Here is a 13,722-nt window from a genome sequence, read left to right on the forward strand (position 1 = left end):
ATAAATTAATCTACAAGCCATATATTTAATAGTTTATTGACAGTAAATATTCATAAGTGTTATCTGTCACGGTTGGTTAATTTTATATTAATATTTTTAATTTTAAGAATAGTAGTTATGATACACACACATCTGAAAATATTAGCTTTGTCACTGACAGCGCTGCCATTTATGGCTTATGCCAATGATAAAAAAGATGAAGCAGATTTGCCGGATATCGAAGTCACTGCTTTACGCACTAATTCAAAATGGTTGGATACTACAGCTTCTGTTTATACTGTAAATGCAAATACACTCAAAAATACGCCTAAAACTAATATCTCTGATGCTTTGAAAGCTATTCCGGGTTTACAAGCTCTCGAAAGAGAAAATTATGCTCAGGATATGCAAATATCCATGAGAGGTTTTGGTGCCCGTTCGACATTCGGTGTTCGCGGAATCAGGATTTATGTTGATGGAATTCCGTCTTCTATGCCTGATGGACAGGGGCAGACATCCAATATTGATTTAAATTCTCTGGAGAAAATTGAGGTACTTGGCGGACCTTTTTCTTCTTTATATGGTAACTCTTCTGGAGGAACTATTCTCGCGACAACCCGTGAGGGTACAGGTAATCCGAGTGTCAGTGTTGGTTTTAACACGGCGCGTTTTGCTAAGCAGCAGACTTCATTTCAGTTACAGGGCGGAAGTAAAGCGGCGAGTTTACCTGCATATAATATAAGTTCAAGTTACTTTGATACCAATGGTTACAGGGAACATAGCGACGCAAGAAAAGTCCTCAATAACGCAAAATTTACTTGGGATTTAAATGATGGCAGTACATTGAATTGGGTACTTAATCAGGTTCGTATCCGTGCTGCTGATCCCGGAGGACTGACACGTAAACAGTGGCAAGACAATCCGCGTCAGGTAGCTCAGAATGTCAGAGATTATAATATGCGTAAAGAAATTGACCAGAGTCAGACCAGTCTGACGTGGGATAAATCAATCAATGAGCATAACAGTTTATATGCTATGGCGTATGCTGGCCGGCGTCACGTTGTGCAGTACCAGTCAATTCCGGCCAAAGCTCAGACAGCTCCTAAACATGCCGGAGGTGTTATTGATTTTACCCGTTATTATTATGGAACCGATATTCGCTGGCTGAATACAAATACAATACCTAATCTAACTGTGATTGGAGGTGTGGCGTTTGATAAGGAAAATGAGGACAGGCAGGGCTATAATAATTTTAATGGTGCGCATTTAGGGATTAAAGGAAAATTACGCCGTGATGAGGATAATACCTTATGGAATTTAGATCCTTATATTCAGTTTTCATGGAAATTTTTACCTAAATGGCATTTAGATGGCGGGTTACGCTATAGCAATGTACATTTCAGAACACGTGATCATTATCTGGCTAATGATGATGATAGTAGTACTATGCGATACCATAAACTGTTGCCCGGTATTTCACTAGGCTGGAACTTCAGTAATCAGGCAGCAGCCTATGTTGCTTATGGTAAAGGTTTTGAAACACCGACATTTACTGAAATGGCATACAGACCGGATGGACAGGATGGTTTTAATCGTAATCTTAAACCTTCTAGCAATGATACAGTTGAAGCAGGACTAAAATTTGAACAGTCGTGGGGCCAACTGACAGCTACAATTTTTCATACTGAAACTCACAATGATATTGTTTCTGCGGTTTCATCTGGCGGCAGAAGTACGTTTCGTAATGCTGACCGGACGAAAAGATATGGTAGTGAATTAGCTTGGCAAAAGAAGTTGTGGCAGGATTTACAAGTTCAGGCGAGTTATTCCTATGTGGATGCGAAGTTTGATAGTGAAATAGCAGCACAAGGTAAAGCAGCCGCTGTTAGCAAAGGTAATAAAATTCCGGGAGTTGCTCAAAACCAGTTTTATTTAGGATTTCAATGGCAACCTAAGCAAGGATGGCAGGGGGGGATGGATATCCGCTATATGGATAAAATATATGTTAATGACAGTAACAGTGATTATGCACCTGCTTATGCTCTTGCTTCAGCGAATATCGGTTATGAATGGGTTCATCGTGGCTGGACAGTAAGCAGCTATGCACGTATAGATAATATATTTAATCGCCGTTATGCTGGATCTGTGATAGTCAATGATAGTAATGAGCGATATTTTGAACCATCACCTAAACGTACATTCAGTACCGGAATTAATATTCGTAAAATGTTCTGATTGAAAAAAGCACTGATATTTCAGTGCTTTTTAATATTTAAATATAATTGCTAGTTAAATATGTGCAAGTGAGAATTAATCCTGTTGTATACCGGCAATCAGCCAATCCTGCTGACTACCCATAGGTTTAACAAAATGCCATACTTCACTGAATGGTTGCTGTGCACTACCCAGCTCTTCACTCACTAAACCACTAAAACGTACACTGGCAATATACTGACCATTTTCCTGAGTGCTGTCTACCAGTTCGGCATTAAGATTACTGAATTCAGCAGTTTCATGATTATTTATAATATCATTACGGATATCTGCGAACATATCTGAAGTAAAGTAACGGCGGATTTCTTCCAGATTTGAGGCATTGTTCATTGACTGAACATGATTAAAACGCTGACGTGCGAAACGCAGAAATGCGTCTGGATTACTTCCGTCTGGCATACCAGATAAATTGTTTGTCATTAAATTATTATTGCTTCCAATATTTTGTCCGAAAATATTGGTACTACTACTGTTGCTATTATTGTTTAATGAAGTGAAATTATTAGGCTTGGTATTTCCGGCATAAGGTATATTTGACTGATTATTCCTTTTAGCGGCAAAACGACGGTAAAGATAAACACCACCAAATACAATAATAAGTAACCATAACCAGCTAAAGCCACTTTTAGGTTCCGGTTGTGATTGTTGCTGTACCTGTGGCTGATCAGAATTGGTAGATTGAGTAGCGGCTGCATTATTACTATCAGTAGCATTCTCACTATAATTACCATCAGGATTTGTCACAGGTGCATTGGTTTGTTGCTGGTTATGATTAGCCATTGCATGACCTGCAAGTGCCCCAATAGCGGCACCAGCTACACCCGCACCAATTACCCGACCGGTATTGCTACCGCGCGGCTGTGTCTGACCAGAATAATTGTTCTGATTATCAGAGCGATAATCGTTACGTCCGGAGTTAGAGTAAGAACGTGACATACCTGCATTATTGCCACCGCCAAGTCGGCTGGAAGAAGAGTTTGCATAGCTGCCGCGATTGGATTGGTAGGATGAGCCAGAATAAGAGCTGGAGTAACTTGAGCGGGACATTCCACGGTTACCGCCACCGCCAACTCGTTTGGCTTCAGCCAGTGGACTCAGCGTCAGGCTGAGAATAACTGCAGAAGCAATATAACGTAATTTTCTATTTTCCATCACTTGGATACTTTCTTATCTATAATATTAAAACTAACTTTACCGTACATAGCGCTGAAAAATAAGATTTCAAGCAAAGAAATAGTTATTATTTAATCTCTTTTACGGTTTTATGGTTGCTTTTGCAAATAAAAGACAGCATTGTAGCGCATGAAAGAATGATAGTCATATTGGGTTATCAAAATATTTATCATTAAATCATAGTATGAGTTCAGAAGAAGATTAATAAAATAGTGATAATTTATCAGAACTAATATTTTGTTTGTATTTATCAAAATACAAAATAGCTTCTTCTATCGATAGAAATGACTGATAAAAATTGCAGATAAAAAGAACCCTCTGTGCCAAGGGGAGAAGCAGCAGAGGGCCAAAATAATGTTTCGACAAGAGAATACTGAAAAACCATTTTAAATCTTTAATTTATACGCTTGTAGCTGCGTATGAACATCATCTTAATGACTTAGACTGTTTTTTGCAGCGAAAGTTCTTGTAGTTTTGTTATATTTTGTAATTTTTCTTCTTTTGAAATCCCGGCAGGGTAATGTTGTAATGATAAGCGAGTAAACGGCTTAGTACACCACCAATAAACAGCAAATTAATACTTAATGGTGTAACCATTTCCCAGTGATCCAGCAGGCACAGAAGTAAGCCAAGTAAAATAGCAATGGTACCGTAAATATCACTACGTAAAATAATGGGTACTTCGTTTACCAGTATGTCGCGCAGTATCCCACCGCCTACAGCTGTTACAAATGCCAGTGTAATTACACCAAACCAGTTTAATTCAAGATCCAGACCAACTTGCGCACCAGTCAGACTGAATGCTGCCAGCCCAAGAGCATCAGCAACAACAAACCATACTGCAAGTACACGATGACGATGATATTGTAAATGGCACACCCATGATATTACTAATGTAATAAAAATAGTCCACAATGCTGTATTACTTTTAAAAATCATAGGAATATGACCGACCAATGCATCACGCATCATGCCGCCGCCTACCGCAGTAAGTAAAGCTACAATGACAACCCCGAGAATATCAAGTCTTTTGCGAAAACCAACCAGATAACCTGATACGGCAAAAGCGACTGTTCCGATAATATTGATTAGTTGGAAAATAATATCTGTATTAAGCATGTTACATTAAGCCGGACTCAGGTTGAAAAAAACGCCATCCGCCAGCAGGTAAATCTTCAGTCTGCCATAGTCCGAAAGCACTGCGATGCAAGGCAGTAACACGATTGCCGGCTGCAGCTATCATCCGTTTTACCTGGTGGTATTTACCTGAAGTAATGGTAAGCTGTAAGGTATGCGGATCAATTAACTCAGCGGCCTGTGCAGTTACCGTTTCGTTATCATCGTGTAACAAGACCCCGTTTTTTAAAATAATACATAGTTTTTCGTCTGCAGCATGCTTCAAACTAACACGATAAATTTTTGGAAGTTTATGTTTTGGTGACGTGCAACGGTGATTAAACTGACCATCGTTAGTCAGGATTAATACGCCGGTTGTATCTGCATCCAACCTGCCTACAGCCTGCATCTCCAGATGACGCAATGGCTCTGGTAATAAACTAAAAACACTCGGGTAAAATTGTGGTTTATGCGAAGTTTCATAATCAGCGGGTTTATTGAGCAGAATATAAAAATAAGGAAGGGGTACTGGAATCAGACTCACGTCATCAATATATAAACTGCTTACCGCTTTCGGGTCGATATCCATTTGAGCATGATTGCAGAGCGTATCATTAATTCGTACGGCATCGTCGTCAATTAATGCCTGACATTGCTTGCGACTGCCCAAACCTTGTGCTTGCAGGTATTTCAATAATTGCATAACTAAATAAACCTTAATGGCCGGCTATTCCGATAAGTTAAAAAAACAATAAAGTATCCAGTAAAAAAACCGGAATAAGCAGAGTAACAGACCAACCCATGTAGCCAAAAAAGCTTGGCATAGTAATTCGGTGTTGCTCGGCAATAGATTTAACCATGAGATTAGGAGCATTACCAATATAACTGAGCGCTCCCATGAATACTGAACCCATAGAAACCGCCATTAATGTAGAAGGTAAATGTTGCATTAGTAAAGCAGCATCACCTCCAGCAAGATTGAAAAACACCAGATAGGTAGGCGCATTATCCAGAAAGCCGGATAATAAACCACTTAGCCAGAAATAGAGAGTATTTACTGGTTCTCCCTTTTGCTCAATTAAATTTATCAGTATTCGGAAACTTCCATCCTGTCCGAGTTGTAATATAGCCATTACAGGAGCAATAGTTATGAAAATTCCGATAAATAATTTACCTACTTCAACCATAGGTGCCCAGTTAAAGTCATTTTGTCTGCGTAATTTCAATGGTGTTAATTTTAGCGAGCATAAAGTAATGATGAGCAGTAAACCATCACGTATCCATGCAACTAAACTGGTTTCAATTCCGTAAATATTCCATACCGGTAAATTTTTACATAATCCGGAAACCAATATTACTCCAGTAACTGCAAATAATAACAATAAGTTGGCTTTACCCTGAATAGACCATGAAGAAATACTGTTCTGAACTTTATCATTAGTAATAATTTCACGTTGCCATAAATAGTAATCAATACAAAAGAAAATAAATAGTAAAATCAGAGTATTGATAATTACGGGCAAAAGCATGTGAACGAATGTCCACTGAAAACCAACACCTTTCAGAAAACCCAGAAATAATGGCGGGTCTCCAAGCGGGGTTAATCCGCCACCGATGTTGGCCACTAGAAAAATAAAAAATACTACAAGATGAGTTCGATGGCGTCGCTGTGCATTGGCCCGCAATAAAGGGCGGATAAATAGCATGGCAGCACCAGTTGTACCCATGATTCCGGCCAGAAGTGTACCTACTGCCAGAATCAGTACATTGAGTTTTACACTGCCATTACCATTATGCTGAATAAGAATACCACCGGAAAGTGTATATAAAGCCAGTAGTAAAAGCATAAATGGAATATATTCCTGTAACAATGCATGTATGGTAATAGATAAACCAGCTGAAACATTATAGTAGCAGCTCAGAGGTATCAGAAATGCAGCACACCATACACCGATAATTTTTCCACTATGACTATGCCATGTTTTAGGTATCAATATCGGACACAAAGCTATAGACAAAAGCAAACCAATAAAAGGAAAGCACCACCATAAACTCAATTCATGGGCAGGTAAGCCGGCAGCCAGTACAGGAAATGGTAATAAACTAACGATAAATAAAAATATTAATTGCAGTATTCGATTGCCTTGCTTTAATAAAGAAAAGGCAAACTGTTCAACAGAAGGGTTAACTGGCGTCATTCTTGATAGTTTACTATTTAAGCAAATAGAGATTTTAACAATAATTTCGTATGGTGTTAAAAAGTAAACTCGATAAAAAGTGAGCTATTAATAAAAGATTTAGCATGATAGTTCAGAGGAAAGATTCGAATTTTACAGTTTGATATGAAGTTTAAGATTAATTTATTTTGATTTTTGCAACGGGTATTCGATTGCTAATTTTGTCCAGCCTTCCATTCCCATTTCCCGTAATAATGCTTTGTTACGTTCATATATGGTTGCAGCATCAGGAAATGCCGCAATCGCTTGATCAATACTACTTTCACGTATCAAGTGTAAAATAGGATAGGGACTGCGATTAGTATAGTTACTGATATCATCCTTAGGTTCATCAGCAAACTGAAATTCAGGATGAAAAGGGGCTATTTGTATGATGCCATTTGCTCCAATCTCCTGAAGTACATCTTCTGCTAAAGTTACAGCATCCAGAAACGTCTCAAAATCTGTAAATAATGAAGGTTCGACAATTAAAGTGGTTTCTGTTTCGTGTGCCGGCGTTTGTAACAACAACTGAATTTCCTGCTCTATGAATTCCAGAAATGCATCAACATGTCTGGCATGGCTTATGCTAAACCGCAATCTTTTTAAATTGTAAGGTTTTCTGGCAAAAGGGCAAAGATTAAGTCCGATTACTGCCTGTTCCAGCCAGTGGCGGCAAATAGCAATAATTTCTTCATCCTGATTATAAATGACAGACATATGTATTTATCTATGTAGATAACAGACGCTCAAGCGTAGCATGAATTCTTAAATAATTAAAACATTCTTTACTATTAGTTTATTAAAACTAATTTTGAGTTTTTTAGCCTACATTTAAATGTTCCAGCGGTAACGAAGTAGTTGTTTTAATCTCTTTCAGTACAAAGCTGGATTTGGCATCTTCCACTCCCGGAGTTGCCAGTAAAGTTTCCAGTACGAAGTGCGAAAAAGCATTCATATCTGAGAAAAAAGCCTGAAGAATGTAATCAGACTCCCCAGTGAGTGCAAAACAATTAAGCACCTGAGGCCAGCTTTGAACAGCAAGAGTAAACTCATCACGGGACTGTTTACTTTTATTAACTCTAACCCGAATAAATGCCTGCAAACCCAGTTCTACATGATAAGGGTCCAGAAGAGCTGCATAACGGCGAATAATCCCCGATTCTTCAAGCTGCTTTAACCGGCGCAGACATGGCGATGGTGATAAAGCTACTCGCTCGGATAGCTCAACATTAGTAAGACGACCATTATCTTGTAAAACTTGCAGGATTTTCAAATCGGTTTTATCTAAAAAACTTATTGCCATGATACAAGTATCCTGAGGATTATTGTCGCAGCGATGAAACAGGCGGCGATAATAAATTAAAGTTAAAGTTTATACAATTTATAAGATTGCACTTAATTACACAAATTTATTTTATTTTGACATTAATTTAAAATTAATACTAGTTATTCCAAATGCTTTTTAAATATCTAATCCCCTTATTACTATAAAAAATGTTGATACTATTCTACTTTCTTGAAATATATTATTCAGTTTAAAGTTGTAATATCTGTATATTATTGCTAATTGAAGTTTACACGGATAATAACCATTAAATGCAATAAATAAAATGATATTGTTTAATTTGTTGATTAGTATAAATATTTTTATATAGGTAATATTTATTCATATTTTTGTAAGCGTATAAACTCAATTTATTAACGGTTTATTTTTTAAGAAATTAATAATTAATAATAACTATATAAAGAATAAAGTGATATTATCCAGAAGTTTAAATTACTGCAAATCTGAAAAGCTATAATTACACTGAGAGGTATAATAAATAAAATACATAATATAACAAATTTTAAAATATTTTGTTTAACCATTATTTGAAATAATCAGATTAATTATTATATGTTATTCAGATAATTCTAATAAATAGTTTGCATTATAATGAGTAAACCACTTACACCTTCAATCACTCCAAAACTGAATCTGGCCTTAATTATAACAGTGCTGATTACCGGTGCTCTGGCTTTTATTCAGGTTTACGCTATTCAGTCAGTGTTACCTGTATTGATGCAGGAGTTCCATGCCAGTGCTGCTGCAATAGGTTCAACTGTAGGAGCGACAATTTTGGCTGTCGCATTAACGTCTCCGTTTTTAGGAATGATTTCAGATGCTTTCGGACGCAAAGCTTTTATTGTAGGTTCGGTTTTTTTTATTGCTATTCCTACTTTAGCATTGTCTTTTGTGCACAGTATCAATTGGCTATGGTGGTTGCGCTTTGCTCAGGGTGTTGCAGTACCCGGCATAACTGTCGTTTTACTGGCTTATTTAGGTGAAGAATTTTCTGGTAATACACGTATCAAACTGATGAGCTTTTATGTTTCTGGTACGGTATTGGGTGGTTTCCTTGGCCGGTTTCTGATGGGATACCTCACAGACTTTATGGGCTGGCGTCATGCTTTCTTAATAATGGGTATTATCAGTATATCTGGAGCGGTTCTGGTATGGAAAAATCTTCCTGCATCGCAAAAATTCGAGGCTAAACCACAGATTTCAACAGCATTAATAACCTTATGGCATCATTTACATAACCGGTATATTCTTGCAGCTTGTGCATTGGGTTTTTGTGTTCTGTTTTCTCTGGTTGGTTGTTTTACCTATATCAATTTGTATCTTGATCAGCCGCCATATAATCTAAGCAGTTCACAATTAGCTAATATTTTTGCCGTATATCTGATTGGTATGATTATTACTCCATTATCAGCTCGGTTAATTGTCAAATTTGGTACCAATCTAACTGTATTAATAGCTATGAGTTTATCCATTTTTGGTGTGCTGATAACCCTGATGCATCCGTTATGGGTTATTGTACTGGCACTGGCTATTATGAGTAGCGGTATTTTTATTACTCAATCGTCTACTATTACCTATATCTCTGCCAATGTAACAGAAGGCCGTTCACTGGCTTCCGGTCTGTATTACATGTGCTATTATGCAGGCGGTTTTGCCGGCTCATTATTATGTGGTCATGCCTTTGAGAGTGGAGGGTGGTTTATGACTGCTGTTGTATTAATTAGTGTACAGTTGCTGGCAATGCTGATTGGTGGTGTATTGATGCGAAAAAAAGCATAAACAGAAACATTGAAACCATATAAAGCACCATTTTTATAATGGTGTTTTATTTTGTATATTTTTCGATTTAGTAATTGTATCTGTCGAAATAAATTTTATCAATTTATAAACTATTAAGTAAAAGAGTAATATTTATTTCATTATCAGGCTGAAGAAGTTGGAGTAGAACTTTAGTGCTTGAAAAAAGAATTACATATTAGCTTAGCAAGAATTTTATTTAATCTGACTGGTAAATAAGATTTATGTTTCTATATGGATAAATTACGTTAGAATTTGACTGTCTTGATTAAGAGTACTGCTTATGCAGCCATTATCACATTATCCGTTTATTATTATCGGTGCAGGCCCTGTTGGCATGCTTACTGCTTTGTTGTTAAAACAGCAGAATCAATCGGTTTTATTACTGGAGGCCAGAGCTGCTGACAGTAATCTGAATGATCAGCGTACTCTTGCTTTGTCATATCATAGTATCCAGACTTTCCGGCAGGCCGGAGTATATCTGCCTGATGAAATGTTGACTTTTATCCGGCAGGTACATGTTTCACGGCAGCATCATTTTGGTCGTGTACTAATGTCAGCACAGGATATAGGATTACCTTATCTTGGAGCGACGATTGATTATGTCAGATTATTACAGGCTTGTGAAACAGCATTACAAAAAAACAATATATCTGTGCAATGGCAAACAACTGTTGAACAGGTACAAAGTACAACTCATTGGGCTTCAGCACAGTGTTTTTATCAGCAACGAAGGCATAACTTAACTGCACAATGGCTGATTCTGGCAGAAGGAGGTGAACTGGCTGCCGGTTTGCCGAATATAAAAGTACACACCCATGATTACCGGCAGCTGGCTTTAGTTAATACTCTAAAGTTCGAGGCAGGCAATCATGCTATTGCCTATGAACGTTTTACTGAAAATGGACCGCTTGCTTTATTACCTTATAGAAATGATTTTCGACTGGTCTGGACATGTACTCATGAAGAAGCATTGCAACGAGAGCTGTGGAATGTGGCAGAATTTAATCAGCAGTTACAGTCTGTAATGGGAGATCGCTTAGGTCATTTAGAGCAAATGGGAACGCCGGCAACTTTTCCATTGAAATTACGTCAGCTTAACCAGGTATATAGCCAGAGAGTAATTTGCATTGGAAATGCTGCCCAAACCATGCATCCGGTTGCTGCACAAGGATTGAATCTCGGTGTTCGTGATGCCGAAATGTTAAGTGCAACATTTGGTAAGACAGATAAAATTTCTCTTAATGATAGTTCTTTAGCCGGAAAATATGCACGAATACGTGCTTATGATGCTCGTGCAGTTGTAGGCTTTACGCATATTCTGGTACAACTGTTTGATCATGCTCACAGCGGGCTGGCATATGGACAAAGTATGGGTATGAGTATTTTGGGATCAGTGCCTGTTTTGAAGCATAAGTTTACCAGGCAGCTGGTTTTTGGAGTAACTCCGCATCCCGATATCTAGAATAAATACTATTGTTTAAACGATATGGAAAGCAAAATGAGCATAAACACACAATATGATTTTGATGTCATTATTCTAGGTGGAGGGTTGGTTGGTGCAACTTTAGCTTTAGCTTTACATCAGCAAGGTAAAAAAATTCTTATCATTGAAAAAAAGCCACCTCAAACAGATTTGCTCAGTCTCTCTCAGTCTTGGGATGCCCGTATTTATGCCATTAGTCCGACTAATCAGCAATTTTTCAATAGATTAGGCGTTTGGCCGGAAGAAAGAGTACAAAAAGTAAGCCATATGGAGGTTTATGGTGACGGTAATGGATGTATTAGTTTTGACGCCTCCAGTATAAATGTACCTTGTTTAAATTCAATGGTTGAAAACCGCTATTTGCTGGCAAAATTGTGGCTAGCATTGGAGGAAGAGGGGGTAGCAATAGTCAGTAGTTGTCCTCAATCGGTGATTACCGATGTATGGTCGGCAAAGATAACTCTGGAAAATGGTCAAACTTATTGCAGTCAGCTAGTGGTTGGTGCAGATGGAGCTAATTCTTGGTTGCGTGAGCAGGTTGGCATTGAAGTAAACGCTTCTCCATATCGGCAACAAGGTATTGTTGCTAATTTCAACACGGAAAAACCACATAATGGATGTGCTTATCAGTGGTTTCGTGGTAGTGATATTCTTGCTTATTTGCCTTTGCCGCAGCAGCAGATTTCTATCGTATGGTCGACATCTGACCCAGAAAGTTTGACGAAGCTGGATAAAGAAAGTTTTGCACGGGAAGTTGCTTTGGCAGGTAATCAAAAGTTAGGTGAACTAACACTAACCACTCCTGTGTTCAACTTTGACCTGATAATGCGACAGCCTAAAAAAATTGTCAGCCAAAGAATTGCTCTGATTGGGGATGCAGCTCATACTATTCATCCATTGGCCGGACAAGGCGTAAATCTGGGTTTTGCAGATGTGCAATGTCTCAGTAACTTACTGACAAATGCCAGTGATTCGGGTATATGGTCTATTCTCAGGCAGTATCAGCGATCAAGATTATTGGCAGTAAGGCTGATGCAATATAGTTGTGATGGTTTATTCAAATTATTTGCCAATGACTATTTTCCTGCCATTGGCTGGGTTCGTAATAAAGGATTGAATCTGGTGAATTATTCAGGCTTAATTAAAAAAAGAATGATTCGGGAAGCAATGGGTTTATGATTTAATAATAAAGATTTGTTGCTAAAGATAGAGTAATAATGACTGGATTAAGCAATAATGAAATTATTTTTATATTCTCAATTTATATTTCAATTTATAGCTAATCATAATTGAGAATATAGATTTGTATGAAAAATTTTGCTTTATACAATAGTAGTATTGAATAAAACATTTATCTAACATTGGAATTTCGCTAATTTTATTGTTACCAACATAAATTAGATAAATTTGCTGGCTTTTTATCTCTGTAGTTCTTTATCAGTTTTGCTATTGGCTGCGTATGCCTGAGGGATTAGCTACTTCGAATTCAGTGCCTGTTTTAGAGTTCTATACGCTTCACCCAGCTTTAAATTCATGTTTTTTAAATGCATGGTTATTAAAAATAATAAGTATAGTTTGATTACTGCTTTTCTAAATTTTATAAAATATGTTAGAGCATGTTCTTTATGTATAGGAATATATGTAAGAGGTAGAAAATCATCAATAGAATTTCAGGTATCAATTTAATGTTTGTATGTCACAGAGCAGTTGAAGAAGCAAAATATACAAGTGTGTATTTCTTGAAATATAAATGTAAAGAATCCAGATACATCTAAGTATATCTGGATTCAATAAATGGTGCCCGGAGCCGGAATCGAACCGGCACGGCCGTTTTAAGAGCCGACGGATTTTAAGTCCGTTGTGTCTACCAATTTCACCACCCGGGCAGGTAGTTTTTAATGCACTTTTGTGCATATTTGTGTGCTGTATGGAGGCGGGGGCACGGATTTAAACCGGCCTGCACAGCTTTGCACACTGTGGCATAGTCACTCTGCCACCCCGCCATGAAACTCTAATATAATCTGGAGGCGGGAGTCGGAATCGAACCGGCGTACACGGATTTGCAGTCCGCTGCATGACCACTCTGCCATCCCGCCTTATATATTTACTCAATCGGGTAGAGCAACTAATACATCAAACTTGGAGCGGGAAACGAGTCTCGAACTCGCGACCTCAACCTTGGCAAGGTTGCGCTCTACCAACTGAGCTATTCCCGCAAATTCACTTTATACATGTGAGCATGTTTTTTGGAGCGGGAAACGAGTCTCGAACTCGCGACCTCAACCTTGGCAAGGTTGCGCTCTACCAACTGAGCTATTCCCGCAAATTCACTT

Annotated in this window: 10 protein-coding genes and 5 tRNA genes; 4 read left to right on the forward strand and 11 right to left on the reverse strand. The window is 37.9% G+C overall.

Annotated elements, in window-relative coordinates:
* Nucleotides 1–117 precede the first annotated feature (117 nt).
* On the forward strand, nt 118–2,214 hold the full coding sequence (locus H3U82_RS02075) for a TonB-dependent receptor (protein ID WP_198208977.1): 2,097 nt from the start codon (nt 118–120) through the stop codon (nt 2,212–2,214).
* Between the two features lie 75 nt (nt 2,215–2,289).
* Here H3U82_RS02075 and H3U82_RS02080 read toward each other — a convergent pair whose 3' ends face one another.
* The 6 genes from H3U82_RS02080 to H3U82_RS02105 all read right to left on the reverse strand — a co-directional run bounded on the left by H3U82_RS02080 (nt 2,290) and on the right by H3U82_RS02105 (nt 8,064).
* On the reverse strand, nt 2,290–3,405 hold the full coding sequence (locus tag H3U82_RS02080; RefSeq protein ID WP_174830359.1) for a Tim44 domain-containing protein: 1,116 nt from the start codon (nt 3,403–3,405) through the stop codon (nt 2,290–2,292).
* A 498-nt stretch (nt 3,406–3,903) separates the two neighbouring features.
* Nucleotides 3,904–4,545 (reverse strand): trimeric intracellular cation channel family protein, encoded by a 642-nt coding sequence (locus tag H3U82_RS02085; protein WP_174830358.1) that lies wholly within the window; start codon nt 4,543–4,545, stop codon nt 3,904–3,906.
* Between the two features lies 1 nt (nt 4,546).
* Entirely contained in the window at nt 4,547–5,245 is a 699-nt protein-coding gene (locus H3U82_RS02090; protein ID WP_174830356.1) for a 16S rRNA pseudouridine(516) synthase, read from the reverse strand.
* 37 nt (nt 5,246–5,282) lie between these two features.
* Nucleotides 5,283–6,740 carry a sodium:proton antiporter gene (locus H3U82_RS02095; RefSeq protein WP_174830354.1) on the reverse strand — a complete coding sequence of 486 codons (1,458 nt, stop codon included), beginning with the start codon at nt 6,738–6,740 and terminating at the stop codon, nt 5,283–5,285.
* Between the two features lie 162 nt (nt 6,741–6,902).
* Nucleotides 6,903–7,478, reverse strand: coding sequence for a DUF1415 domain-containing protein (locus H3U82_RS02100; RefSeq protein ID WP_041879856.1), 576 nt, complete (start codon nt 7,476–7,478; stop codon nt 6,903–6,905).
* Nucleotides 7,479–7,581: 103 nt separating this feature from the next.
* Nucleotides 7,582–8,064: an Lrp/AsnC family transcriptional regulator gene (locus H3U82_RS02105; RefSeq protein WP_025331019.1), complete on the reverse strand. Its 483-nt coding sequence runs from the start codon at nt 8,062–8,064 to the stop codon at nt 7,582–7,584.
* 633 nt (nt 8,065–8,697) lie between these two features.
* Here H3U82_RS02105 and H3U82_RS02110 point away from each other — a divergent pair.
* From H3U82_RS02110 to H3U82_RS02120, 3 genes are all read left to right on the forward strand, one after another.
* Nucleotides 8,698–9,885: an MFS transporter gene (locus tag H3U82_RS02110; RefSeq protein ID WP_078474359.1), complete on the forward strand. Its 1,188-nt coding sequence runs from the start codon at nt 8,698–8,700 to the stop codon at nt 9,883–9,885.
* A gap of 301 nt (nt 9,886–10,186) precedes the next feature.
* Entirely contained in the window at nt 10,187–11,368 is a 1,182-nt protein-coding gene (locus H3U82_RS02115; RefSeq protein ID WP_025331017.1) for an FAD-dependent monooxygenase, read from the forward strand.
* Nucleotides 11,369–11,404: 36 nt separating this feature from the next.
* Nucleotides 11,405–12,568, forward strand: a complete 1,164-nt coding sequence (locus tag H3U82_RS02120) for an FAD-dependent monooxygenase (RefSeq protein ID WP_038648938.1) — start codon at nt 11,405–11,407, stop codon at nt 12,566–12,568.
* Nucleotides 12,569–13,184: 616 nt separating this feature from the next.
* Here the strand turns inward: H3U82_RS02120 and H3U82_RS02125 are convergent.
* From H3U82_RS02125 to H3U82_RS02145, 5 genes are all read right to left on the reverse strand, one after another.
* A tRNA-Leu gene (locus tag H3U82_RS02125) sits at nt 13,185–13,275 on the reverse strand.
* A gap of 42 nt (nt 13,276–13,317) precedes the next feature.
* A tRNA-Cys gene (locus H3U82_RS02130) sits at nt 13,318–13,392 on the reverse strand.
* Nucleotides 13,393–13,411: 19 nt separating this feature from the next.
* Nucleotides 13,412–13,485: transfer RNA gene (locus tag H3U82_RS02135), tRNA-Cys, on the reverse strand.
* A gap of 44 nt (nt 13,486–13,529) precedes the next feature.
* A tRNA-Gly gene (locus H3U82_RS02140) sits at nt 13,530–13,605 on the reverse strand.
* A 31-nt stretch (nt 13,606–13,636) separates the two neighbouring features.
* Nucleotides 13,637–13,712: transfer RNA gene (locus H3U82_RS02145), tRNA-Gly, on the reverse strand.
* Between the last annotated feature and the right edge of the window lie 10 nt (nt 13,713–13,722).

This window comes from Snodgrassella sp. W8132, assembly GCF_016100865.1.
GTDB classification, from domain to species: Bacteria; Pseudomonadota; Gammaproteobacteria; order Burkholderiales; family Neisseriaceae; genus Snodgrassella; species Snodgrassella alvi.